Here is a 23,166-nt window from a genome sequence, read left to right on the forward strand (position 1 = left end):
GGAAAGAACATGGCTTCGGTTTCTGCAGAAGGCAAGATCGTTCAGTGCATCGGCGCGGTGGTGGACGTGGAGTTCCCGCGCAACGCCATGCCCCGGATCTATGACGCGCTGAAGATGGAAGGCTCGAACCTGACGCTGGAAGTGCAGCAGCAGCTGGGCGACGGCGTGGTGCGCACGATTGCGCTGGGCTCGTCCGACGGCCTGCGCCGCGGCCTGACGGTGAAGAACACCGCCAAGCCGATCATGGTGCCGGTGGGTCGTGCCACGCTCGGCCGCATCATGGACGTGCTGGGCGCGCCGATCGACGAACGCGGTCCGGTCGACCAGGAGCTCACTGCGTCGATCCACCGCAAGCCGCCGGCCTATGACGAACTGAGCCCGTCGCAAGACCTGCTCGAAACCGGCATCAAGGTGATCGACCTGGTGTGCCCGTTCGCCAAGGGCGGCAAGGTGGGCCTGTTCGGTGGCGCCGGCGTCGGCAAGACCGTCAACATGATGGAGCTGATCAACAACATCGCGAAGGCGCACTCGGGCCTGTCGGTGTTCGCCGGTGTCGGCGAGCGCACCCGCGAAGGCAACGACTTCTATCACGAGATGGCCGACTCCGGCGTCGTGAACCTGGAGAACCTGCCCGAGTCGAAGGTCGCGATGGTCTATGGCCAGATGAACGAGCCGCCGGGCAACCGCCTGCGCGTCGCGCTGACCGGCCTGACGATCGCCGAGTCGTTCCGCGACGAAGGCAAGGACGTGCTGTTCTTCGTCGACAACATCTACCGCTACACGCTGGCCGGTACCGAAGTGTCGGCACTGCTGGGCCGCATGCCGTCGGCCGTGGGCTACCAGCCGACGCTGGCCGAGGAAATGGGCCGCCTGCAAGAGCGCATCACGTCGACCAAGGTCGGCTCGATCACCTCGATCCAGGCCGTGTACGTCCCTGCGGATGACCTGACCGACCCGTCGCCGGCCACGACCTTCGCCCACTTGGATTCCACCGTGGTGCTGTCGCGCGACATCGCTTCGCTGGGCATCTACCCGGCCGTGGACCCGCTCGACTCGACCAGCCGCCAGCTCGACCCGAACGTGGTCGGCGAAGAGCACTACGGCGTCGCCCGTGCGGTGCAAGGCACGCTGCAGCGCTACAAGGAACTGCGCGACATCATCGCGATCCTGGGCATGGACGAACTGGCCCCCGAAGACAAGCTGGCCGTGGCCCGTGCCCGCAAGATCCAGCGGTTCCTGAGCCAGCCCTTCCACGTGGCCGAAGTCTTCACCGGCTCGCCGGGCAAGTACGTGCCGCTGAAGGAAACGATCCGCGGCTTCAAGATGATCGTCAACGGCGAGTGCGACAGCCTGCCGGAACAGGCCTTCTACATGGTCGGCACGATCGACGAAGCGATCGCCAAAGCCAAGACCATTCAGTAATCTGAAGGACACACCATGGCAACCCTGCATGTCGACGTCGTCTCTGCCGAGGAAGCCATCTTCTCCGGCGAAGCGAAGTTCGTGGCGCTGCCGGGCGAGAGCGGCGAGCTGGGCATCCTGCCCCGCCACACGCCGCTGATCACCCGCATCCGGCCGGGCGCGGTGCGCATCCAGCGCGCTGACACCGGCGAGGAAGAGTTCGTGTTCGTGGCCGGCGGCATTCTCGAAGTGCAGCCGGGCCGGGTCACCGTGCTGGCCGACACCGCGATCCGCGGCAAGGACCTGGACGAGGCCAAGGCCGCCGAAGCGAAGAAGATCGCCGAAGAGGCCGTCAAGAACGCGAAGAGCGACCTCGACCTGGCCAAGGCGCAGAACGAGCTGGTGGCGCTGGCCGCCCAGATCGCTGCCTTGCGCAAGTACCGCAAAAAGTAAGCAAGGCGATCGATATTCGTAGCCCGGATGCCAATCCGGGGATCGGTGGTTCACGATCCCGGATTGGCATCCGGGCTACTTCGTTGGGACCGTGAACGGCTTCACCGTGCCGCAGTCGCTGCCCAGCCACTTGGCCGTCATCGTCATCTGCGCGCTGCGGGCCTGGCCCTTCACCGTCATGGTCGTCGAGGTCTTCACCGCGTAGCTCTCGGGGCTGGTGAAGGTGACCTCGCCGTTGGTCTCCGACACCATCGGTTCGCCGCAGCTCGAATGCCACTTCCAGACGCTGCCGCTGCGCGAGCCGACGTCGGTCTTGCAGCGCGTCTGGGCCTCTTGCCAGCGGCCCTGGTCGAGCGACTCCTTCGTGTGGCAGATCTTCATGCCGCCATTCGGGCCGCCCCGCGCCTTCATCGCCGCCTCCATGCGGGCCCGGGCCTCGGGCGGCATGTCCTTCATGCGCTGCGCCATGTCGGGCATCGGCTGGCCGTTGACGAGGCGCTCACTCTGCACCTCCCACAGCCCCGGCTTGATCGGTGGCGCGTTCTGCGCCTGCGCCGCGGTGGCGAGGCACGACAACAGCAGGCCCAGTGACGCAGCAAGGCGGAAGCGGCGCATGGCGGTCTCCTGACGCGGAAGGTGAGCGGATGATGGCACGCGGCGTGCGCCCCACCAAGTGGCCCGATACTGCGGCGATGTCGCTGATCGATGAAGCCCTGCGCGCCGGCCACGCACCCGCGCCGCGCACGAACACCGCGTTGCAACGCGTGCTGGTGGCCGGCGGCGCCGGCCCGCTCGGCTCGGCCTTGCTCGAAAGCCTGCTGTCGGTGCGCGCGTTCGCGCCGGTCAGCGTGCTCGTCACGCAGCCGACGCGCGCCGCGCTGCACGGCCTGCACGCGCTGCTGTGGCCCGAGGGCACGGCGCTGCCGCCGGGCGACGAGCAGGTCGGCGTCATCGTGTTCGACCGCGAACGCCATGCCAACGGTCGCGAGCTGGCGTTCTACCGGCCCGAGCCGGCCGCGCTGCGGGCCGTCGCGGCGCAATGGCAGGCGCGCGGCGTGCGTCACTTGCTGGTGGTGATGCCGCACACGATGGCGAGCCTGCCCGATGCGCTGAAGCGCGGGCTGGCCAACCTCGACGAGCACGCGGTCGCGGCGCTCGGCTTCGAGCACCTGGTGTTCATGCGCACCGCGCAGGCCGGCGTGCACGAGCGCATCAGCCACCCGGCGCAGCGGCTGGCGCACTGGATGCTGTCGCAGCTGCAGATGATGGTGCCGCAGCGCGACCGGCCGGTGCGGGCGCAGAAGGTCGCGCAGTTCGCCGCGCAGCTCGCGGCCGGCCTGGCGTCGAGCCCGCCCGGCACGCGCGTCGTGCCGCCGGAAACGGTGTGGGAGGCCGCGCAGACCGACGACATCGCCGGCCTCGCGCGTGCCTGGCTCAACGGGCCAGCGCCAGCGCCAACGCCTGTTGAATCGGCGCGGCCGTAGCGTCCGACGGCGGCTCGGCGTGGCGCGCCGGCGGCTTCGGCGTGCGCGGCACCGGCCGCATCTGCGACAGCACCCAGCGCACGCGCGCCGCATTGACCTCGCCATGCGCATCGAAGCGCGCCAGCTCCAGGTCGGGGTTGTGCAGCAGGCTGGCCAGCCACGCGGCCTCGGCCGGCGTCAGCCGGTCGACGCGCTTGTGCAGCAGCTGCGCCGCCGCCGCATGCGCACCGCAGCGGCCCTGGCCCCACGGCACCAGCGACAGGTAGAGGTGCATCACGCGCGCCTTGCCGAGCGTGCGGTCCAGCTCGACGGCATACAGCAGCTCGCGCAGCTTGCGGGCGTGGCCGCGCGCGCCGCCGGTGTAGACCAGCCGCGCGAGCTGCTGCGACAAGGTGCTCGCGCCGCGCTGCGGTTCGAACGACAGCGCGTTGCCGATCTCGTCGAGGTCGTAGCCCGGGTGCTCGTGGAAGCGCTGGTCTTCGGCGGCGATCACCGCGCGCGGCAGCCAGGTGCCGAAGCCGCCGGCCGGCACCGCGCCGTCGGCGCCACAGTTCGGCGCCGCATTCAGCAGCGCCTCGGTGCCCAGCCCGGCGACGCGAAAGCCGTCGAGCCGCGGGTGGAACTCCAACGTGCGCTCGGGCAGGCGCAGCCGCAGGTCGAAGCGCATCAGCCCGTCGACCTGCGCGCGCGGCAGCTCGGGGATCGTCGACGCGAACAGCGCGAACGCATCGGCGATCGGTGTCACGTCGCCCTGCGCGCTCAGCTCGAGCTGCTGCGGCGTCAGCACCGCGCGCCATCGGCCGCGCACCGCATGGTCCGCCTCGCCGAGCGCGAAGTCGCCCTGCAGGTTCATGTCGGCATCGCGCGCCAGCGTGACCACCAGGCGCGTCAGCCGCACCGCATCGCCGGGCAGGCCGATGCCGCGCAGCGCGCACGGCGCGCAGGTGGCTCGCCAGGCATCGGGACCGTCCGGTGCGATCGCGACGCGACCGAAGGGCGTGCGCACCGTGCGGCCCTCCAGCACGCGCAGCGTCACCGGGTGCGTCGCGAGCCGGATCACCGCCGGCATGCTGATCGCGCGCTGCCACGGGCCGATGTGCAGCGTCTGCGCCCACTCGCCGTCGACCGGCCGCAGCAGGCGCAGCATCGCCCACGCGCCGACCAGCAGCGCGAGCAGCAACGCCACCAGCACGCCAGCGATCCACAACGCCCATCTTGTCCGCCAATTCGTCACGCGCCAAAGTTTCACAATGCCCTCGCTGTCGTGATCGCCTGCCACGGGCCGGTGCTCTGCCCGAGTTGCGCGGCCCAGAACCAGCTGGAGGCGTCGGTGAAGGCCGCGCCATCGGCCCCGACGATCCGCTCGCACACGCGGGTGCGCTGGCCGTTGCGCTCGGCGACGAAGCAGCGCCACAGCCGCTGCGCGTCATCGCGCTCCAGCCGGGCCTGCTCGATGCGGTAGCCGAGCCCGCGGTAGCAATCGGCGGCCGGGTGCAGCATGCGGGTCGGCGTGCGCACCTCGCGCATCACCAGCACCTGCGCACCGTCGGTGAGCCGGGCGATGCGGCCCGGGAACTGCGCGGCGAAACGCTGCTCGACGGCGCTCAGTGCGAGCGGACGCAGCGCGCGGCCTTCCCACTCGATCGGCCACTCGGACGCAGCGTCCGCCGCCGTGGTACCCGTGCGGTCACGCGGCATGCCGAGCATCGGCAGCAGCGCACAGGCCAGCAGCAGCGCCGCGAAGCCCAGCTTGTGCCGCAGGCCATCGCGGTCATTGCGGCGCAGCATCATCCGCCTCCCGCATCAGCATCGCCACCGCGGCGCAGACCATCGCCAGCACCGCGAGCCCGATGCCCTGGTGCCAGGCCTCGGCCAGCGGCCCGCGCGACTCCAGCGCCACCAGCACGGTGTTGCGCAGCACGTTGCCGCTCAGCACCAGCGCGCCGACCGCGGGCAGCCGCCGCAGGAAGCTGCGTTCGCGCAGCCCGCCCAGCAAGGCCATCGTGCAGGCGCAGAAGTACGCCATCCACACCATCTGCACGCCGGAGCACGGCGCGTCGACGATCACCAACTGCCCGTCCACCACCATCGCGGTGCCGCTGCGTTCGGCCGCCCGGCCGGCGAGTTGCAGCAGCCAGGTGCTGCACTGCGCCGTCACCAGCCGCAGCGGGAAGCCGGCGTAGAACTGCAGCGACGAAATGACCGGCAGCGACAGCACGGCCAGCCCCGCGAGCGGCAGCGTGGCCTGGCCCGACGGCGCGATGGCGCGCCAGCCGCAGGCCAGCGCCAGCGCGGCCAGCAGTGCGCCGGCCAGCGGTGGCGCGAGTGCCTGCGACACGGTGGCCAGCAGCGTCAGCGCGCCAGCCGCCACCCACCAGCCCGGCCGCGCGCTGCCGCGCAAGCCCTGCGCGTGCCACGCGGCCCAGCCGAGCAGCACCGCCACCGCGGCCAGCCCGAGCGGATCGTCCGAGCCATCGACCAGCCGACCCGCGGCCCAGCGCCAGTGCGGCCACAGCGCCACCACCTGCAGCCCGAGCCAGGCGAGGGGCGGCATCGCTTCGAAGCGCCCCAGCCAGCGGCCGGTGGCGGAGGTGGACAACACGGTTCCCATGGCGCGGCCTCATGCCTTCGCTGCCACGCGGCGGCGCTGCAGCGCGACGCCGGCCACGCCGAACACCACCAGCAGCGCCAGCCAGGCCGCCGGCTCCGGCGTGCTCGGCACCTCGGCGCCGAGCGCGGTCTCGGCCACGCCTTGCGGCAAAGGCAGCGGCTGGTCGACGGTCGGCGCGAGCGCGGGGTTCGGGTTGCGCACCACCTCGTCGATCGCGATGAAGCTGGTGTACTGCGTCAGCAGGCTGTACTTCAGGCCGAGCGCGGTGATGGCCTCCTTCTCGGCATTGCCGCCGACCAGCGATTCCTGGTCGCTGAGCGCCGCGATGCGCTGGCGGGCCCACAGGTGGCGCAACGCGGACGAGGTCTGGTCCTCGTGGCCGGCCACCATCAGCTCTTCGTGCCACGGGCCGTCGGCCGCGCGGCCGTCGAGCACCAGCCTGCCGGCGGCCGGCACGCCGGGGCGCGAGCGCCACTTGCCCTGCAGCAGCACCGGGCGGCCGCCCAGCACGTCGGGCAGCGCGGCCGGCTCTACGTCGTAGACGTCCAGCCCGTCGAAGCGCGCCTTCAGCTGCGTCAGCACCGGCGAATCGATCATGCGGCGCAGGCGCTCGGCCTGCGCGGCGGCCTCGGCCGGCTTCGTGACGACGAAGGCCTCGCCCTGGCCGGCACGCGCCAGGCCTTCGATCAGCGCGCGGTTGACGCTGCTGCCGATGCCGAACGCGAACACGTTGAACTCGTTCAGGTGGCGGCGCACCAGCTGGAACACCTCGGACTCGACCGTCACGTAGCCGTCGGTCACGACGATCACGCTGCGCGACAGGTCCGCGGGCTTCGGCAGCTCGGCGATGCGGCGCAGCGCCGGCACGATCTCGGTACCGCCACCGCCGCTGGTGTTCGCCAGCGTCTGCAATGCGCGCTCGATGTTGGCGCGGGTGGCCGGCACCGAGGTGGGCGACAGCATGCGGCTGCTGCCGGAGAACAGCATCACGTTGAAGGTGTCGCTCGGGCGCAGGCCGCCGATCAGGTTCTGCATCAGCACCTTCGCGGTGTCCAGCGGGTAGCCGTGCATCGAGCCCGAGATGTCGACCACGAAGATGTAGTCGCGCGGGCTGACCTGCTGCAGCGGCACGGCCTTCGGCGGCTCGACCATCGCGAGGAAGAAGTTCTCGCCGCCGGTCTGGTCGTCGCCGCGGTACAGCATCAGGCCGGACGCGATGCGGTCGCCGGCGAGGCGGTAGGTCAGGATGAAGTCACGGTTGTTGGAAGCCTTCGCATCGGCAAGGCTCACGCTCGCATGCGCGGTGTCAGCGCCCTGCACGCGGATCTCGTGCGACGACGAGGCGACGTCCTTCACGGCGATCGGCGCGTCGACGCGCAGCTTCAGGTCGAACGCGGTGTTCGACTCGGCGCCGGCACGCAGGTAGGGCGTCGCGGCCCAGGTCGGCCGGCCGGCCGCATCGGCCGCGGACGGGCTGCCGTAGCGCGGCCCGACGACGGTCGGGAACACGAAACCGTACTGCGCGTCGGTCGGCACCAGCAACTCGGTGTAGCGCAGCTCCACCGCGACGTCGTCGCCCGGCAGGATGTTGGCGACGTTCATCTCGAACACATTGGGTCGGTGCTGTTCCAGCAGCGCGCTGGTCTTGCCCTCGCGCTTGGCGTTGTCGTACTCGATGCGCGCCTGCTGCTTCTCGCGGATGCGCGCGGTCAGCAGCCGGTTGCCGAGGCGAACGTTCATCGCGTAGATGGCGGCCTGCGTCGAGCCGGGGAAGACGTAGCGGGCCTCGATCGGCCGCTGGCCTTCGTTGCGGTAGTGCTGCGTGACGGTCACGTCGGCGATCACGCCGCTGATGCGCACGTCGACCGCGGTCGACTTCAGCGGCAGCCGGTCGGTGCTCGCGTCACCGTTGTCGATGAAGAAGTACGGGCTCTCGCCCTTGCGGGCCTCGGAGTCGTCGGCGCGGGCCGGCGACCACGCGAGCGTGAGGATCGCGGCGAACAGCGACAGCGCGATGCACAGCATCACGCGGCCGACGTGGGTGAGCGGGCGGATCGGGTGGAACGGAACGCGGCGCAGCGGGGGCATGGTTTTCTCCTGGGCACGCCGCTCGGTGGGCGCGTGGTCGCAAGGATCGGCCGCGCCTGCGAAGCGGGTTCGAAGGCTGATGCGTCGCTGTGTGAAGTGCGTGTGAACCCTCAAGAGCTGGCATCGGCGCGAGCAAAAGCGCGAGCGGGGTACTTCGATGATGAGCCAGTCTCCCGTTCGGACTGAGCTTGTCGAAGGCCATGCGCGCTGCGGACGCAACCCTTCGACAGGCTCAGGGCGAACGGGGGTTCTTTGCCACTGCCGGGTCCCTTCGAGGACCTTTTGGGCTCAGGGCGAACGGCGGTTTTGCACGCACAGAACCGATGTGTCGCAAAGGCGCGTGCGGGGAGGCTGTGGAGCGCCAATAGGGACGGGGCGCCGGAGCTGGCTGGTTTCATGGCCCCGCGCGTAGCGCGTTCGTGAACTGACTGTCGCCGACTGTCTGACCACAACGAACGAAGTGAGTGACGGGAGTTTCGGCGACGGGCCATGAAACCAGTCAGCGGAGGGAAGTCTTCGCCCCCTACGGGGCGAAGACCGCACCGGCCGGCGAGCCACAGCCTCCCCGCGCGCGCCTTTGACGCGCCAATACGCGACTATGGGTTCAACGGAAGCGACAGCGTCGCGACCGCGCCGCCCGCCGCGGCGTTCTTCAGCGTGATGCGCCCCTCGTGCAGCTCCGCGATCTCGCTGACGAACGAGAGCCCGAGGCCGGTGCTCTTCTTGCGCGAATGCGGCCGCGCCAGCGAATAGAACTTCTCGAACACCTTCGATTCGGCGTAGTCGGGAATGCCAGGCCCGCTGTCCTGCACGCGCAGGTCGACGGTGCGGCGGTGCAGCTGCAGCGACAGCCGCACCGTACCGCCTTCCGGCGAGAAATCGAGCGCGTTGTCGAGCAGGTTCGACAGCGCACGCTGCAGCAGGAACGCGTCACCCTCGACGCTCGCGTCAGGCCCGTCTTCCACGACGATCTTCAGCTTGCGCGTCGCCGCAGCCGCCTGCGCGCTCGCGGCCGCCTCGATCACCAGCGGCCTCAGCGCGACCGGCGCGCGACGCTCCAGGCTGCGCCGCGACTCCAGCGCCGTCAGTTCCATCATCCGGTCGACCAGCTCCTGGATGCGGTGCGTCTCGCGTGCGATGTTGGCGACGAAGCGCGCCCGGTCGGCATCGGGCATCGGCTCCTGCAGCAGCTCGGCCGCGCCGCGGATCGCCGACAGCGGGCTCTTCACCTCGTGCGTCAGCGTCTGCACGTAGTCGGCCACGTAGTTGCGCCCGGCCAGCGCATCGCGCATCTCGTCGTAGGCCGCGCCGATCGCGCCGAGCGCGCGCCGGCCGAGCCGCGGCAGGCTGAAGCTGCGCTGCGCGCGCACATAGCGCACGTAGTCGGCGATCAACCCGAACGGCCGCACCAGCCACACCGAGACGATCACCACCAGCAGCAGCACCGCGACCACCGAGGTCACGCCGACCAGCAGCGTCTTGCGCCGCGCCGCATCGACGAACTGCCCGAAGCTCTGCACCGGCTTGCCGACGCTGACCGCGCCGATGATCTCGTTGCGCGCGCGCACCGGCGCGGCGACGTACATCACCGCGGTGCGGTTGTCGTTGTCGATGTCGGGCGTGGTACGCGCGCCGTACTCGCCCTGCAGCGCGCGCCAGACGTCGTGCCACTGCGCGTAGTCCTCGCCGAGGTGGCGCTGCGTCGAGTCGTAGACCACCTTGCCGACGCGGTCGGTGACGATCAGCCGCAGCTCGACGCGCGTCTTCTCGAAGCCGAAGATGTCGGCCTTGAAGCGGCGCGCATACAGCGACTCGAACACCGGCGCCAGCGTCTCGGCGCGCAGCGTGCCGTCGCCCGACGAGGCCTCCAGCGTCGCGGCGATCAGGTGCGCCGTTTCCACCAGCGACTCCTCGGCCGACTCGCGGTAGCGCGGGTCGATGTCGCCGAGCAGCCGGTACATCAGCACGCCGACGCCGAACGCGTAGGCGAGCAGGATGCCGACGAAGATCCGGGTTCGCTTCGAGATGTCAGCTCTCCGGCTTGGTGGCCGGCAGGTCTTCCGCCAGCGCGTAGCCGGTGCCGCGGTGCGTCTTGATCGGCTCCAGCGTCGGCGCCACGAGTTTCATCTTCGCGCGCAGCGTCTTCACGTGCGCGTCGACCGTGCGGTCGAGGCTTTCGGTGGCGTCGTCCCACACGCGCTCGAGCAGCGTGTCGCGCGAGAACACGTGGCCCGGGCGCGAGACCAGCGTCTTCAGCAGCCCGTATTCGTAGCGCGACAGCTCCAGCAGCTGGCCGTAGAAGCGGATCTGCCGCCGGCCGTCGTCGACCGCGATCGGCAGCGCCGGCTCGGCCGCAGCGACCGCGGCCACCGGTGCCGCGGCCGGCTTGGTCGCACGGCGCAGCACCGTGCGCACGCGCGCCACCAGCTCGCGCGGCGAGAACGGCTTGGCGACGTAGTCGTCCGCGCCCAGCTCCAGCCCGACCACGCGGTCGATCTCGTCGCTGCGCGCGGTCAGGAACACCACCGGGATGTCGGCCAGCGCACGGATGCGCTTGAACACCTCGAAGCCGTTGGTGTCGGGCAGGCCGACATCGAGGATCACCAGCGCTGGCCTCTCTTCCGGCAAGCTCGCCTGCACCAGCGCGACGGCCTCCTCGCCCGTGGCCACCCACGCCGGCTCGAAGCCGTCGGTGCGCAGCGCGTACTGCAGCGTGTCGGCGATGCCGGGTTCGTCCTCGACGATCAGGATGCGCGGCTTCATTCGGTCGGCAGGAAGCCTTCGATCGACAGGTAGCGCTCGCCGGTGTCGTAGTTGAACCCGAGTACCGTCGCGCCGGCCGCCAGCTCGGGCAGCTTCTGCGCGATCGCGGCCAGCGTCGCGCCCGACGAGATGCCGACCAGCAGGCCTTCCTCGCGCGCGGCGCGGCGCGCCATCTCCTTCGCGGCATCGGGGTCGACCTGGATCACGCCGTCGAGCAGGTCGACGTGCAGGTTCTTCGGGATGAAGCCGGCACCGATGCCCTGGATCGGGTGCGGGCCGGGCTTGCCGCCGCTGATCACCGGCGACAGCGTCGGCTCGACCGCGAACACCTTCAGCTTCGGCCAGCGCGCCTTCAGCACCTTCGCGCAGCCGGTGATGTGGCCGCCGGTGCCGACGCCGGTGATCAGCGCGTCGATGCCGCTCGGGAAGTCGGCGGCGATCTCCTCGGCGGTGGTGCGCACGTGGACGTCGATGTTGGCCGGGTTGTCGAACTGCTGCGGCATCCAGGCGCCGGGGGTCTCGGCCACCAGTTCGTTGGCGCGGGCGATCGAGCCGTTCATGCCCTTCTCGCGCGGTGTCAGCACGAAGGTCGCGCCGTAGGCCAGTATCAGGCGCCGGCGCTCGACGCTCATGCTCTCGGGCATTACCAGCACCAGCTTGTAGCCCTTCACCGCGGCGACCATCGCGAGGCCCACGCCGGTGTTGCCCGAGGTCGGCTCGATGATCGTGCTGCCCGGCTTCAGCGCGCCGCTCGCCTCGGCGGCCTCGACCATCGCGAGCGCGATGCGGTCCTTGATGGAGCCGCCGGGGTTCGAGCGCTCGCTCTTCACATAGACCTGGTGCGTGCCGCCGAACAGGCGGTTGATGCGGATGTGCGGCGTGTTGCCGATGGTCTGCAGAACGTTCGATGCGAGCATGGATACCTCCGTCGTTGGACCGCAAATTATGGGCGCGATAATTCGCCGATGTTTGCACCGCTTCAGAACGACACCTTCCTGCGCGCGTGCCTGCGCCAGCCCACCGACCACACGCCCGTCTGGCTGATGCGTCAGGCCGGCCGCTACCTGCCGGAGTACCGCGCCACGCGCGCGAAGGCCGGCAGCTTCATGGGCCTTGCCACCAACACCGACTACGCCACCGAGGTGACGCTGCAGCCGCTCGAACGCTACGCGCTCGATGCAGCCATCTTGTTCAGCGATATCCTGACCATCCCGGACGCGATGGGTCTGGGCCTGAGCTTCGCGCTCGGCGAAGGCCCGAAGTTCGCGTCGCCGGTGCGCGACGAGGCCGCGGTCGACCAGCTCGCCGTGCCCGACATGGACAAGCTGCGCTACGTGTTCGATGCCGTCACGTCGATCCGCCGCGCACTGAACGGCCGGGTGCCGCTGATCGGCTTCTCGGGCAGCCCGTGGACGCTCGCCTGCTACATGGTCGAAGGCGCCGGCTCCGACGACTACCGGCTGGTGAAGACCATGCTGTACAGCCGCCCCGACCTGATGCACCGCATGCTGGCGATCAACGCCGATGCGGTCGCGCGCTACCTGAACACCCAGATCGAGGCCGGCGCGCAGGCGGTGATGATCTTCGACAGCTGGGGCGGCGTGCTGGCCGACGGCGCATTCCAGGCCTTCAGCCTGGCCTACACGCAGCGCGTGCTGGACCAGCTGAAGAAGGAGCACGACGGGCAGCGCATCCCGCACCTCGTGTTCACGAAGGGCGGCGGCCCGTGGCTCGAGCAGATCGCCGGCACCGGTGCCGACGTGGTCGGGCTCGACTGGACCGTCAACCTGGGCCAGGCGCGCCAGCGCACCGGCGGCCGGGTCGCGTTGCAGGGCAACCTCGACCCGAACGTGCTGTTCGCACCGCCGGCGCAGATCCGCGCCGAGGTCGAGCGCACGCTGCAAAGCTACGGCCCGGACCGCACCGGCCACATCTTCAACCTCGGCCACGGCATCAGCCAGCACACGCCGCCTGAGCATGTCTCGGTGCTGGTCGATGCGGTGCACGAGGCCTCGAGGCGCTGAATCGCAGCGGCGCCAGCGCGCCGGCCGCCCCATCTGACAGATTGGACCGCGTTACAGCCCAGGGGCTTCTGGGGGGAGTAATTTCCCCAGGTACGTTTGCACAGTGCTTGACTTATCCCCAAAACGCTGAATGTGACGAATGCCCCTTAGAACGTCAACGAGCGTCGCTGCCAGATCGGGAGGCATGCGCTAAGTCGTTGATTTCATTGAGTCTGAAAACTGCCGCTAAAGTGAGCAACGCAAGCGGAGCCCAAGCAGATCAAGAACTTAGCGCGGCTCTCTGCAGGTTTCCCACAAAGTTATCCACAGATCTCGGGGAAAGCTCCAAAACGCCTTTTGTATCAGCGACTTAGATGAATTTCCTGTGAGTCACTCTAGCTTTGGCCGATAACTCGCCCCCGCTTTCCACCGACAGCGCCACCGCGTTGCCGGTGGCGGTCGAGACCCCGCAGCACAGCGGGCTGCAGGGCACGCTCGATTACCTGAGCGAGCGCCCGCTCCCACCAGGAACCTTGGTGCGCGTACCGCTTGGGCGGCGCGAGGTGCCCGGCATCGTCTGGCCGGGCGACCCGAGCAGCGAGCCCTCGCTCGCGTTGAAGCCGATCGCGCAGGTGATGGAATCGCTGCCACCGCTCAGCACCCGCTGGTGCGAACTGGTCGGTTTCGCGGCGGCCTACTACCAGCGCAGCGTCGGTGAGATGGCACTGGCGGTGCTGCCGCCCGAATTGCGCAAGCTCGACGACGCCCAACTCGCGAACCGCATCGCGCGGCTGCGCAAGGCGACGGCGGCGGAACCCCTGCCGGCTGCCACGCCGGCGCCCACCCCGCCCGAGCTGAACGCCGAGCAGGCCGCGGTGCTCCAGCAGCTGGAGGCGCTGCACACGCCGGGATCGGCGCCGGTCGTGCTGCTGCACGGCCTGACCGGCAGCGGCAAGACCGAGGTCTACCTGCGTGCCGCGGAGCGGGCGCTTGCCGCCGGCCAGCAGGTGCTGGTGCTGGTGCCCGAGATCAACCTGACGCCGCAGCTGGAGGCCCGCTTCGCCGAGCGCTTCGGCAGCGGGCCGTCGCCGCGGCGCATCGTCTCGCTGCACAGCGGGCTGACGCCGGCGCAGCGGCTCAAGCACTGGCTCGCGGCGCACCTCGGGCTGGCCGACCTGGTGCTGGGCACGCGGCTCGCGGTGTTCGCGCCGCTGCCGCGCCTGGGGCTGATCGTCGTCGACGAAGAGCACGACCCGTCGTACAAGCAGCAGGAAGGCGCGCGCTACTCGGCGCGCGACCTCGCGGTGTACCGCGGCAAGCTCGAAGGCGCCTGCGTCGTGCTCGGCTCGGCCACGCCGTCGATCGAGAGCTGGCAGCGCGCCGAGCAGGGCCGCTACGTGCGGCTGACGATGGGGCAGCGCATCGGCGGCGGGGCACTGCCGGCGGTGCGGCTGGTCGACATGAACCTGCTGCCCAAGATCAAGGGCATCAGCACCGCGCTGTCGCCGCAGCTGGTGGCCGCACTCGGCGCGCGGCTCGAGCGCGGCGAGCAGAGCATGCTGTTCCTGAACCGGCGCGGCTATGCGCCGGTGCTGCACTGCGGCGAATGCGGCTGGAAGAGCGGCTGCCCGAACTGCAGCGCGTTCCGCGTGTTCCACCGCGTCGACCGCACGCTGCGCTGCCACCACTGCAGCCTGACGCAGCCGGTGCCGCGCGCCTGCCCCGATTGCGGCAACCTCGACATCGCGCCGATGGGCCGCGGCACCGAGCGGCTGGAGGAGCAGCTCGCGCAGGCGCTGCCCGGCGCGCGCATCGCGCGCATCGATGCCGATTCGACGCGGCTGAAGGGCTCGCTCGAGGCGCAGCTGTCGGCGGTGCACGACGGCAACGTCGACGTGCTGGTCGGCACGCAGATGGTGGCCAAGGGGCACGACTTCCGCCGCATCACGCTGGTGGCGGCGGTCGACCCCGACAGCGCGCTGTTCAGCAGCGATTTCCGGGCGCCGGAGCGGGTGTTCTCGCTGCTGATGCAGGCGGCGGGGCGGGCCGGGCGCGATGCGGCGCAGTCGGGGGCGAGCGAGATGTGGGTGCAGACCTGGCACCCGCGCCATGCGCTGTACCAGGCGCTGCGCACGCACGACTACGCGGCGTTCGCAGCGCAGCAGCTGAAGGAGCGCGAGATGGCGGGGCTGCCGCCGTACACCCACCTGGCGCTGCTGCGGGCCGAGGCGCGCACCGCGCAGGCGGCGCGCGATTTCCTGCAGGCAGCGGCGGACCTCGCCGGCCAGTTCGAAGGGGCCGATCAGCTGCTGATCTACCCGCCGGTGCCGACCAGCATCGCGCGCGTCGCGAACGTCGAGCGCATGCAGATGCTGATGGAGGGGCCGTCGCGCGGCGTGCTGCAGCGGGTGCTGACCTCGTGGGTCGCGAGCCTGCCGTCGCTGCGCAGCGAACACAAGGGCGTGCTGCGCTGGGCACTCGACGTGGATCCGCTGGCGATCTGAATGATCAGACCGCACAAACCGAAACTATCCGATCAACTGGCGTCCGACTTTGCTGGCGGCGGTCCGGCAGTCGTTGCTCAAGTTGAACAACCGAAGGCGGTATTCGACATCGCGCAGCCCCAGCTCGTTGTCCAGATCATTCAAACGCTGTTTGCTCTCGAATCGACCCAAGGCAGCCTTGCCATCCTTTGACAGCTCCGACTGAGTCGCATCAAGTCTCGGTCGCATGAGTGGCTCGATCTCGTCGAATACAGGAGCGGATCCACCATCTCCAGACAGGCGAAGTATTTCAGACTCGATGTCCTTCGAGAGTTGCTTCAAGAGTTTGCGATCCCCTCGAGACAATTCGACAAACAGAAGCTCGCGGCCGCCACGGGGCGCATGAAGATCGACGCTCAAGGTCATCGCACTGCCTGGAGCGCCTGCCCACCACTCCTTTGCAGCTTTGACCTGTCGCTTGATCGACCCTGCGCCAGTGCTTGCGGTGCGCGAAATTTTGGTCCCGGCGTGGGAGAGTTGCCTTGTGATACTGCGCACAGAGCGCTCCTTGAAGTGTGTTGCGATGGTCCCGGCGTCCACCACGCTCCTCCGAAGAAGCAGTGTGTGCCCAGGACCTCTGAGTGCTTCAACTGCGATCGAGCGTTCCGCGTTGGAGCGACCTGTACGAGGAGCGCTGTGTACGTGTCCGCATGCGCGGCGCTCAGGCCAATGCGCTACACCAGCAAGCCCGGCACCTGCGGCACCAGCGCCTGCCGCTGCGCCGTCGCGCTGCCCAGCAACGCGAACCCGAGCAGTTGCCCGTCGCCGCTGTGGAAGCGCGCGTCGCAGCCGTCGTCGCTGAGCGTCACCGTCCACGCGCCCGACGCATCGAGCGGCGGCGGGCACACCACCGTCGGGCAGGCCGGTGTCTTCACGATCACCGGCATCGCCGGGTAGACGACGGGCGTCGGCTTGCCGGCCAGCGTCGCGGCCAGCGCGCGGGCCTGCTGCATGATCGGCATCACATACGGCAGCGTGTGGCCGTCGACCTCGGCACAGTCGCCGAGCGCATGCACATTCGGCGCACTGGTCGCGAGCAGGCGGTTCGTCACGATGCCGCGGTTGGTCGTGATGCCGGCCGCATGCGCGAGCGCGGTGCGCGGGCGCAGCCCGACCGCCGACAGCACCAGGTCGGCGGCCAGCGTGGCGCCGTCCTTCAGCGTCAGCGTGAAGCCGCTGCCATCGCGCTGCACCGTCGCCACCGAGGTGTTGAAGCGGAAGCCCACCCCCGCGGCTTCCAGCTTCTCGCGCAGCCGCGTGCTGGCCTGTTCCGGCAGCAGCCGCGGCAGCGCGCGTGGCGCGAGGTCGATCACCGTCGGCGCGATGCCGCGCGCCAGCAGGTCGTTCGCGAATTCGCAGCCGATCAATCCTGCGCCGAGGATCGCGACGCGCTGCACGCCATCGAGCCGGTCGGCAAAGCGGGCATAGTCATCGAGGTCGTTGACCGACAGCACGTCGTCAGCACCATTGCCGCCGAGCGACACGCGAATCGGGTCGGCGCCGAGCGCGAGCACCAGGTCGCGGTAGGCGATCGTCTCGCCGCCGTCGAGCTCAATCAATTGCGCGTCGGTGTCGATGCGCGCGACGACCGCGTTCGCGCGCAGCGTCGCGTTCAGCTCGGCGGCCATCTTCTCCGCCGGCTTCATCACCAGCGACGCGGCGGTCTTCTTGCCGGCCAGCGCATTCGACAGCATCGGCTTTGAATAGAAGCCGGCCTGGTCGCGGCTGACGATGACGAGCGGGGTCGTGGTGTCGAGCTTGCGCAGTTCGCGCGCGAGCGTGAAGCCGGCGAGGCCGGTGCCGAGGATGACGATCGGGTGTGACATGGGCGCAGGCCGTGAAGGCCATGGAAAAGCGGTCGCCACTGTAGCAGCGGGCCCCGACGGTTACCTTTGGAGCGAACTTTGGCGCAGAACGCCCGCATTGAATTGCCACCGCCCGGCTCCACGTGGGAATCTCCACCGACAAGGACTCCACACCGTGCTGACCCTCATCATCGTCGTGCTCCTCGTCGGCGCCTTCATCGCCTGGCTGATCGGCGAACCCTCGTGGATCGAGCTGCGCCGCCGCCGCGTGCGCGCCCGCCCGTTCCCGGCCGAGTGGCGCCAGATCCTGCGCCGCCACGTGCCCTATGTGCGCGGCATGCCGGCCGACCTGCAGCTGCAGCTGAAGAAGCACATGCAGGTGTTCCTCGCCGAGAAGGTGTTCATCGGCTGCGGCGGACTCGACGTCACCGAGGAGATGCGCGTGACGATCGCCGCGCAGGCCTGCCTGCTGCTGCTGAACAAGCGCCGCCCCGGCTACTTCCCGAACCTGAGCCAGGTGCTGGTCTACCCCGGCGCCTTCGTCGTCGACAAGGTGCACACCGGCCCGGCCGGCGTGCTGCAGGAGCAACGCCAGGTGCTGGCCGGTGAATCCTGGTCGCAGGGCCAGGTGATCCTGTCGTGGAACGACACGCTCGAAGGCGCGGCCGCGGCCGACGACGGCCGCAACGTCGTGATCCACGAGTTCGCGCACCAGCTCGACCAGGAGAACGGCGACGCCAACGGCGCGCCGTGGATCGGCCGGCGCCACCGGGCCCGCTGGGCCCAGGTGTTCGGCAGCGAGTTCGCGCTGCTGCAGCAGCAGGCCGAGCGCGGCGAGGCCACGCTGATGAGCCACTACGGCGCCACCAACCCGGCCGAGTTCTTCGCGGTCGCGAGCGAGGTGTTCTTCGAGCAGGCGCCGCTGATGGCCGAACAGCACCCGGCGCTGTTCGCCGAGCTGAGCCGGTTCTACCGCGTCAATCCACTCAGCTGGTAGCGGTGTTCAGCTGACGCCGCCCGCGTGGCGCGCCGCGTCGATCTTGCCGAGCAGCCACTGCAGCCCGGCCAGGTGTTGCTGGTCGTGGCTCGCGAGGTAGTGCACCAGGCTGCGCAGCGTCAGCGCGCCATAGCCTTCGAACACGGCAGTGCGCTCCCATTGGGGCGGCTCGATGCGCCGCAGCAATGCCATCGTCTGCTCGCGCGCAACGCGGAACGCCGTCAGCACCTGCGCCGCATCGGCATGCGCATAGTCGCGCTCGATCACCAGCGCATCGGTGTCGATCGACGCGAGCAGCGGCCGGTCTTCGTCGAGCGTGCGCTGCAGCCGCAGGTGGTAGCCGTCGATCTCGATGTCGCGCACGTGGCACAGCTGCGCGAGCGGCGACAGCGCCTCGCTCGGCACGCCGTCCCACGCATCGGGCACGAAGCCCTCGTACCCCGGCGGAATCTCCGCGTAGAAGGCGGCGAGCTGGTCGGGAAAACTGGCGAGTGCGTTCAGGGTGGCTGCGTGCATCTCGCCAGTATGCCGATCAAGCCAGCCAGTGGGTGATCAGGATCCCGAAGCCGAGGCCGTTGATCAACATGCCGATCGCGAGGCGGACGGTTTTCATCGCGCGCCCCCTTCGAGCGCTGCGAGCTTGCGCGCCACCGCGTCGCCATAGGCCGGATCGGCCTTCGTGAAGTGCCCGATCTGCCGCTGCTGGATCTCGGCCGGCACGCCGCGCATCGCACCGGCGATGTTGCTGGTCAGCCGATCCTTCTCGTCGGCCGGCAGCAGGCGGAACAGGTTGCCCGCCTGCGTGAAGTCGTCCGACTGCCCACGTTCGTCGTAGCGGCCGGCCGTGCCGTTCAGTGCCCAGCCGGCGTCGCCGTGGCCGAAGCCGGTGGGCGCCACGCCGGCCGCCTGCACCGGCGCGTAGTTCTGCGCCGCGCTGCTGCCATTCGGGTCGCCCGCGCTGCCGGCCATGCTGCCGTCGCGCTGCTGGTGGTTCACCGGGCAGCGCGGCCGGTTCACCGGCAGGTGCTGGTGGTTGGTGCCGACGCGGTACAGCTGCGCGTCGTGGTACGCGAACAAGCGGCCTTGCAGCATCTTGTCGGGGCTGAAGCCCAGGCCCGGCACGACGTTGGCCGGCGACAGCGCAGCCTGCTCCACCTCGGCGTGGTAGTTGACCGGGTTGCGGTTCAGCTCCAGCACGCCGACCGGCTGCCGCGGGAAATCGCGGTGCGGCCACACCTTGGTCAGGTCGAACGGGTTCCAGCCGGTGCGCGCTTCCCACGCGACCGCCTCGGCCTCGGTCATCACCTGGATCGAGACGCTCCACTTCGGGAAATCGCCGCGCTCGATCGCCGCGAACAGGTCGCGCTGCGCATGGTCCGGGTCGCTGCCAGCCAGCCGCACCGCGTCCTCGGGCAGCAGGTTGCGGATGCCTTGCTGCGTCTTCAGGTGCCACTTGACCCAGACCCGCTCGCCGCCTGCATTGATCAGGCTGAAGGTGTGGCTGCCGAAGCCGTCCATGTGGCGGTAGCCGTCGGGCGTGCCGCGGTCGCTGAACAGCATCGTCACCTGGTGCAGGCTCTCCGGAGCCTTGCTCCAGAAGTCCCACATCATCGTCGGCGACTTCAGGTTGGTCTGCGGGTTGCGCTTCTGGGTGTGGATGAAATCGGGGAACTTGATCGCGTCCTTGATGAAGAACATCGGCGTGTTGTTGCCGACCAGGTCCCAGTTGCCGTCTTCGGTGTAGAAGCGCAGCGCGAAGCCGCGCGGGTCGCGCTCGGTGTCGGCGCTGCCCCGCTCGCCGCCGACGGTCGAGAAGCGCACGAAGGTCTCGGTCTGCTGGCCGACGGCGCTGAACAGGCGCGCCTTCGTGTAGCGGCTGATGTCGTGCGTGACGGTGAAGGTGCCGTAGGCGCCGGAGCCCTTGGCATGCACCACGCGCTCGGGGATGCGCTCGCGGTTGAAGTGCTGCAGCTTCTCGATCAGGTGGAAGTCCTGCAGCAGCAACGGGCCGCGCGGGCCGGCGGTGATCGAGTTCTGGTTGTCTTCCACCGCGATGCCGGAGGCGGTGGTCAGTCGGGAAGTGTCTTGGCTCATGCGGGCTCCTGGTTCGGTCCCGTCAGTGTCAGAAAGCCAGGCCTTCCTGTAAATTCAATTGCTCAAAGACCAGCAATAGAGAATGCCAATCGCCGTCACACGCCGGCGTGCGGCACCAGCCACGCGGCCAGCAGCGAGAAGCTCGCGAAGGCCAGCACCGTGCTGGCCAGGATGATGCGGGCGATGCGGCCGTTGTCGGCGCGATGGCGCTCGGCCAGCAGCGAGACGCTGCTGGCGCTCGGCAGCGCGGCGGCCAGCGTCAGCGCGACGAGGCCGAAGTCGCTGATCGCGAGGCCGGCCCGGCGCGCCACGAGCCCGAGGCCGAACACCAGCAGCGGGTGCACGAACAGCTTGACCAGCGCGACCGGCAGGTAGTGCCCCACCGGCGTGCGGCCGTGCGCATGCTGGCCGGCGCGCCACAGCACGGCGCCGATCGTGAACAGCGCGACGGGCGTCGCCGCATCGCCGAGCATTTTCACGATCTGCGCAAGCGGCCCCGGCAGCTCGCGCCCGCTCGCAGCGAGCAGCGCGCCGAGGCCGATCGCCCAGGGCAGCGGGTTGCCGAGCGCGGCCCGCAGCGAGCGCCGCATCGAGACGCCGATGTCGCCGTGCGGCGTGCCGTCGTGCTGGCGCGATTGCGCGAGCGCCACGCACAGCGAACTGGTGAGCAGCAGGTCGACCAGCACGGTGCCGATCACCGGCCCGGCGGCGCGTTCGCCGAGCAGCGCGGCCAGCAGCGGCACGCCCATGAAGCCGGTGTTCGGGAACGCGGCCACCAGCGCGCCGAACGCGGCGTTCTTCAGGTCGAGACCGCCCTTCAATGCGAGCGCGATCGCCAGCGCCACCACCAGCAGCGCGCAGACGATGTAGACGCCGATCAGTGCCGGGTCGATCAGCTGCGCGAACGGCATGCTCGCGCCGAAGCGGAACAGCATGCACGGCAGCGCGAAGAACAGCACGAAGGCGTTGAGGCCGGGGATCGCGGCTTCGGGCAGCACGTGCCGGCGGGCGGCGACGTAGCCGCACAGCACCAGCGCAAAAAAGGGAATCGTGACGGCGAGGATGGACTGCACGGCGCGCAGTATCGCCGTGCGCAGCCCCTCAGGGTGAGGCGGGCGACGATGCCGGTGCAGCCGGGTGCGGCGCCGCGCCCTGCCGGCGGCGGATCTCGGCGATCAGCTCGTCGTACTGCTTGCCGGTCTCCGACTTGATCAGCGACGGCCCGATGCCCGGCGGCACCCAGCGGTTCGGCACGTATTCGCCGTGGAACGCGATCAGCGTGTGCCCTCCCTCCTGCGCGGTGAGGCGGGTGGTGGCCTCGTAGCTCTTGAAGTCGCCGCTGATCAGGTGCGAGCGGATCTCCTGCGGCGCGACCAGCTCGACCGAGCGCACGCTGTGGAACGCGAAGTGCAGCAGGCCGTGGCGCGCCTCGCCGGATTGCTCGACCTGCAGCGCGTTGTTGTCATGGCCGATCACCGCGCTGCTCTTCAGGTTGGAGACGAAGCCCGCCATGTGCTCGTAGTCGGTCAGCACCGCCCACACCTGCTCGCGCTCGGCGGCGACGCTTGCGGTGACGTCGAGCACCACCTTGCCGTCCTGCAGCGCGACCTGCACGTCGACCGGCTGCGCGTGTGCCGATGGGCACAGCAGCGACATCAGCAAGGCGGTGGACGCGAGGGCGCAGCGGACGTTCATCCGCGCGATGCTAAGACAGCCGGCCGTCCGCTGCACTGCGATTGTTTTGCCTACACTGCCGCATGGTCGCCACCCCGCTGAAGCTGTTCATCGCCAACAAGAACTACTCGTCCTGGTCGCTGCGCCCGTGGGTGCTGATGCGCACGCTGGCGATCCCGTTCGACGAGCAACTGGTGCCGTTCGGCGCCGGTTCGCAGGCGGAGGTCTTCGGCAGCTTCTCGCCCTCGGGCAAGGTGCCCTGCCTGGTCGACGGCGAGACGGTGGTGTGGGATTCGCTGGCGATCATCGAGTACCTGGCCGAGGCGCATCCGCAGGCCTGGCCGGCCGACCGCGGCGCACGGGCGTGGGCGCGTTGCGCGGCCGCCGAGATGCACTCCGGCTTCTTCAACGTGCGCAACCTGTGCTCGATGAACTGCGGCGTGCGCGTGCGGATCGACCCTTGGCCGCCAGCGCTGCAGGCCGAATGGCACCGGCTGTCGGCCTTGTGGGACGAAGGCCTCGCCCGCTTCGGCGGGCCGTTCCTCGCGGGCTCGCAGTTCACCGCCGTGGATGCCTTCTTCGCGCCGCTGGCGTTCCGGGCGCAGACCTATTCGCCCGCGCTGTCGGCGCGTTCGAACGATTACCTCGCGCGCCTGCGGGCCTTGCCGGCGATGCAGGCGTGGTACGCCGACGCGCTGGCCGAGCCGTGGCGCCACGAAGGCCATGAGGAAGAAGTCCGCGCCGCCGGCACCCTGCTGCAGGACCTGCGCACAAGTGCCGCCCGGTAGCGGGCGCTAGTGCCGCTGCCCGGCCGCGATGGCCGGAAACTCCCCCGCATAGCGCTCGATCCATTCCGTCGCGGCCTCCTCGGCCGTGAGCTGCCGCCCCTCGACGCGGCCGACCGACTGGCGGTAGTCCTCGATGTGGCACACCTGCTCGACCATGCGCGCGAGGAACGCGACCTCGGCATCGAGGAAGGTCACGCCCACTTCATAGCCGGCGATCTCGCTCGGCTCGCACCAGGCCACGCGGGCATCGGCCTCGAAGGCCGGCTGCACATACGGGATGCAGATGTGCACATGCGCGCCCGGCGCCACCGCGCGGTCGACATGCACCGCCAGGCCGCCCGCGCTGATGTCGTGCGCATGCGCCGCGGCCGCCCCGTGCATGCTGCCGGTGCCGATCTCGACCGGCAAGTCAACGGGGTGGCGGATGAACTGTCTCATGGTGTCGACGCAGTATTCGCGATC

General features: G+C 69.8%; 22 protein-coding genes. 7 read left to right on the forward strand and 15 right to left on the reverse strand.

The window, feature by feature from the left end; translation table 11 throughout:
• Positions 1-9: 9 nt before the first annotated feature.
• Positions 10-1,422 (forward strand): F0F1 ATP synthase subunit beta, encoded by a 1,413-nt coding sequence (atpD, locus tag BUE42_RS02315; protein WP_073462493.1) that lies wholly within the window; start codon positions 10-12, stop codon positions 1,420-1,422.
• A 15-nt stretch (positions 1,423-1,437) separates the two neighbouring features.
• Positions 1,438-1,854: a F0F1 ATP synthase subunit epsilon gene (locus BUE42_RS02320; RefSeq protein WP_073462494.1), complete on the forward strand. Its 417-nt coding sequence runs from the start codon at positions 1,438-1,440 to the stop codon at positions 1,852-1,854.
• A gap of 75 nt (positions 1,855-1,929) precedes the next feature.
• Here the strand turns inward: BUE42_RS02320 and BUE42_RS02325 are convergent, their stop codons facing one another.
• Positions 1,930-2,469 (reverse strand): DUF3617 domain-containing protein, encoded by a 540-nt coding sequence (locus tag BUE42_RS02325; RefSeq protein WP_073462495.1) that lies wholly within the window; start codon positions 2,467-2,469, stop codon positions 1,930-1,932.
• 29 nt (positions 2,470-2,498) lie between these two features.
• Here BUE42_RS02325 and BUE42_RS02330 point away from each other — a divergent pair, with 29 nt between their 5' ends.
• Positions 2,499-3,338 (forward strand): Rossmann-fold NAD(P)-binding domain-containing protein, encoded by an 840-nt coding sequence (locus BUE42_RS02330; protein ID WP_083613825.1) that lies wholly within the window; start codon positions 2,499-2,501, stop codon positions 3,336-3,338.
• On the opposite strand, the gene BUE42_RS02335 is transcribed toward BUE42_RS02330, so the two are convergent.
• The 7 genes from BUE42_RS02335 to cysK all read right to left on the reverse strand — a co-directional run bounded on the left by BUE42_RS02335 (position 3,289) and on the right by cysK (position 11,717).
• On the reverse strand, positions 3,289-4,545 hold the full coding sequence (locus BUE42_RS02335; protein WP_073462496.1) for a biosynthetic peptidoglycan transglycosylase: 1,257 nt from the start codon (positions 4,543-4,545) through the stop codon (positions 3,289-3,291). The two genes, BUE42_RS02330 and BUE42_RS02335, sit on opposite strands and share 50 nt — an antisense overlap.
• Before the next feature lie 38 nt (positions 4,546-4,583).
• Positions 4,584-5,126 (reverse strand): hypothetical protein, encoded by a 543-nt coding sequence (locus BUE42_RS02340; RefSeq protein ID WP_235002041.1) that lies wholly within the window; start codon positions 5,124-5,126, stop codon positions 4,584-4,586.
• Positions 5,110-5,949 carry an exosortase Q gene (gene xrtQ / locus BUE42_RS02345; protein WP_073462498.1) on the reverse strand — a complete coding sequence of 280 codons (840 nt, stop codon included), beginning with the start codon at positions 5,947-5,949 and terminating at the stop codon, positions 5,110-5,112. Before xrtQ ends, BUE42_RS02340 begins: the two co-directional genes overlap by 17 nt.
• Before the next feature lie 9 nt (positions 5,950-5,958).
• Positions 5,959-8,037 (reverse strand): VIT and vWA domain-containing protein, encoded by a 2,079-nt coding sequence (locus tag BUE42_RS02350; protein ID WP_235002043.1) that lies wholly within the window; start codon positions 8,035-8,037, stop codon positions 5,959-5,961.
• Positions 8,038-8,633: 596 nt separating this feature from the next.
• Entirely contained in the window at positions 8,634-10,064 is a 1,431-nt protein-coding gene (creC, locus tag BUE42_RS02355; RefSeq protein WP_073462500.1) for a two-component system sensor histidine kinase CreC, read from the reverse strand.
• A 1-nt stretch (position 10,065) separates the two neighbouring features.
• Complete coding sequence (gene creB / locus BUE42_RS02360; RefSeq protein ID WP_073462501.1) at positions 10,066-10,800, reverse strand: two-component system response regulator CreB; 735 nt, start codon at positions 10,798-10,800, stop codon at positions 10,066-10,068.
• Positions 10,797-11,717 (reverse strand): cysteine synthase A, encoded by a 921-nt coding sequence (gene cysK / locus BUE42_RS02365; RefSeq protein ID WP_073462502.1) that lies wholly within the window; start codon positions 11,715-11,717, stop codon positions 10,797-10,799. The genes creB and cysK overlap by 4 nt, the downstream gene beginning before the upstream one ends.
• A 48-nt stretch (positions 11,718-11,765) precedes the next feature.
• Between cysK and hemE the strand changes: the two genes are divergently transcribed.
• Both hemE and BUE42_RS02375 read left to right on the forward strand, forming a co-directional pair.
• Positions 11,766-12,824, forward strand: a complete 1,059-nt coding sequence (gene hemE / locus BUE42_RS02370) for a uroporphyrinogen decarboxylase (protein WP_073462503.1) — start codon at positions 11,766-11,768, stop codon at positions 12,822-12,824.
• 431 nt (positions 12,825-13,255) lie between these two features.
• On the forward strand, positions 13,256-15,307 hold the full coding sequence (locus BUE42_RS02375) for a primosomal protein N' (RefSeq protein ID WP_369822934.1): 2,052 nt from the start codon (positions 13,256-13,258) through the stop codon (positions 15,305-15,307).
• A gap of 24 nt (positions 15,308-15,331) precedes the next feature.
• Here the strand turns inward: BUE42_RS02375 and BUE42_RS31895 are convergent, their stop codons facing one another.
• A complete protein-coding gene (locus tag BUE42_RS31895; protein ID WP_143171260.1) occupies positions 15,332-15,886 on the reverse strand; it encodes a hypothetical protein in 555 nt (184 codons plus the stop codon).
• Positions 15,887-16,020: 134 nt separating this feature from the next.
• Positions 16,021-17,172, reverse strand: a complete 1,152-nt coding sequence (locus tag BUE42_RS02380) for an NAD(P)/FAD-dependent oxidoreductase (protein WP_073462505.1) — start codon at positions 17,170-17,172, stop codon at positions 16,021-16,023.
• A 154-nt stretch (positions 17,173-17,326) separates the two neighbouring features.
• Between BUE42_RS02380 and BUE42_RS02385 the strand changes: the two genes are divergently transcribed.
• On the forward strand, positions 17,327-18,148 hold the full coding sequence (locus tag BUE42_RS02385) for a M90 family metallopeptidase (RefSeq protein WP_073462506.1): 822 nt from the start codon (positions 17,327-17,329) through the stop codon (positions 18,146-18,148).
• A 6-nt stretch (positions 18,149-18,154) separates the two neighbouring features.
• Here BUE42_RS02385 and BUE42_RS02390 read toward each other — a convergent pair whose 3' ends face one another.
• From BUE42_RS02390 to BUE42_RS02405, 4 genes are all read right to left on the reverse strand, one after another.
• Positions 18,155-18,664, reverse strand: a complete 510-nt coding sequence (locus BUE42_RS02390; protein ID WP_073462507.1) for a DinB family protein — start codon at positions 18,662-18,664, stop codon at positions 18,155-18,157.
• Positions 18,665-18,757: 93 nt separating this feature from the next.
• Positions 18,758-20,242, reverse strand: a complete 1,485-nt coding sequence (locus BUE42_RS02395) for a catalase (protein ID WP_073462508.1) — start codon at positions 20,240-20,242, stop codon at positions 18,758-18,760.
• Positions 20,243-20,337: 95 nt separating this feature from the next.
• Positions 20,338-21,315 (reverse strand): AEC family transporter, encoded by a 978-nt coding sequence (locus BUE42_RS02400; protein WP_073462509.1) that lies wholly within the window; start codon positions 21,313-21,315, stop codon positions 20,338-20,340.
• 28 nt (positions 21,316-21,343) lie between these two features.
• Positions 21,344-21,937, reverse strand: a complete 594-nt coding sequence (locus BUE42_RS02405; protein ID WP_083613826.1) for an SRPBCC family protein — start codon at positions 21,935-21,937, stop codon at positions 21,344-21,346.
• A 62-nt stretch (positions 21,938-21,999) separates the two neighbouring features.
• Between BUE42_RS02405 and BUE42_RS02410 the strand changes: the two genes are divergently transcribed.
• Complete coding sequence (locus BUE42_RS02410) at positions 22,000-22,704, forward strand: glutathione S-transferase N-terminal domain-containing protein (RefSeq protein WP_073462510.1); 705 nt, start codon at positions 22,000-22,002, stop codon at positions 22,702-22,704.
• 6 nt (positions 22,705-22,710) lie between these two features.
• On the opposite strand, the gene BUE42_RS02415 is transcribed toward BUE42_RS02410, so the two are convergent.
• Entirely contained in the window at positions 22,711-23,142 is a 432-nt protein-coding gene (locus BUE42_RS02415; protein WP_073462511.1) for a PilZ domain-containing protein, read from the reverse strand.
• Positions 23,143-23,166: the final 24 nt, after the last annotated feature.

This window comes from Rhizobacter sp. OV335, from assembly GCF_900142965.1.
In the GTDB taxonomy this organism is placed as follows: Bacteria; Pseudomonadota; Gammaproteobacteria; order Burkholderiales; family Burkholderiaceae_C; genus Rhizobacter.

Coding starts and splice junctions, on each gene's coding strand:
- BUE42_RS02320 (WP_073462494.1), top strand. CDS start 1,438: ATGGCAACCCTGCATGTCGACGTCGTCTCTGCCGAGGAAGCCATCTTC.
- BUE42_RS02350 (WP_235002043.1), bottom strand. CDS start 8,037: ATGCCCCCGCTGCGCCGCGTTCCGTTCCACCCGATCCGCCCGCTCACC.
- BUE42_RS02325 (WP_073462495.1), bottom strand. CDS start 2,469: ATGCGCCGCTTCCGCCTTGCTGCGTCACTGGGCCTGCTGTTGTCGTGC.
- hemE (WP_073462503.1), top strand. CDS start 11,766: ATGTTTGCACCGCTTCAGAACGACACCTTCCTGCGCGCGTGCCTGCGC.
- BUE42_RS02405 (WP_083613826.1), bottom strand. CDS start 21,937: ATGAACGTCCGCTGCGCCCTCGCGTCCACCGCCTTGCTGATGTCGCTG.
- BUE42_RS02340 (WP_235002041.1), bottom strand. CDS start 5,126: ATGCTGCGCCGCAATGACCGCGATGGCCTGCGGCACAAGCTGGGCTTC.
- BUE42_RS02390 (WP_073462507.1), bottom strand. CDS start 18,664: ATGCACGCAGCCACCCTGAACGCACTCGCCAGTTTTCCCGACCAGCTC.
- atpD (WP_073462493.1), top strand. CDS start 10: ATGGCTTCGGTTTCTGCAGAAGGCAAGATCGTTCAGTGCATCGGCGCG.
- BUE42_RS02380 (WP_073462505.1), bottom strand. CDS start 17,172: ATGTCACACCCGATCGTCATCCTCGGCACCGGCCTCGCCGGCTTCACG.
- BUE42_RS02415 (WP_073462511.1), bottom strand. CDS start 23,142: ATGAGACAGTTCATCCGCCACCCCGTTGACTTGCCGGTCGAGATCGGC.
- BUE42_RS02330 (WP_083613825.1), top strand. CDS start 2,499: ATGATGGCACGCGGCGTGCGCCCCACCAAGTGGCCCGATACTGCGGCG.
- xrtQ (WP_073462498.1), bottom strand. CDS start 5,949: ATGGGAACCGTGTTGTCCACCTCCGCCACCGGCCGCTGGCTGGGGCGC.
- cysK (WP_073462502.1), bottom strand. CDS start 11,717: ATGCTCGCATCGAACGTTCTGCAGACCATCGGCAACACGCCGCACATC.
- creB (WP_073462501.1), bottom strand. CDS start 10,800: ATGAAGCCGCGCATCCTGATCGTCGAGGACGAACCCGGCATCGCCGAC.
- BUE42_RS02410 (WP_073462510.1), top strand. CDS start 22,000: ATGGTCGCCACCCCGCTGAAGCTGTTCATCGCCAACAAGAACTACTCG.
- BUE42_RS02395 (WP_073462508.1), bottom strand. CDS start 20,242: ATGAGCCAAGACACTTCCCGACTGACCACCGCCTCCGGCATCGCGGTG.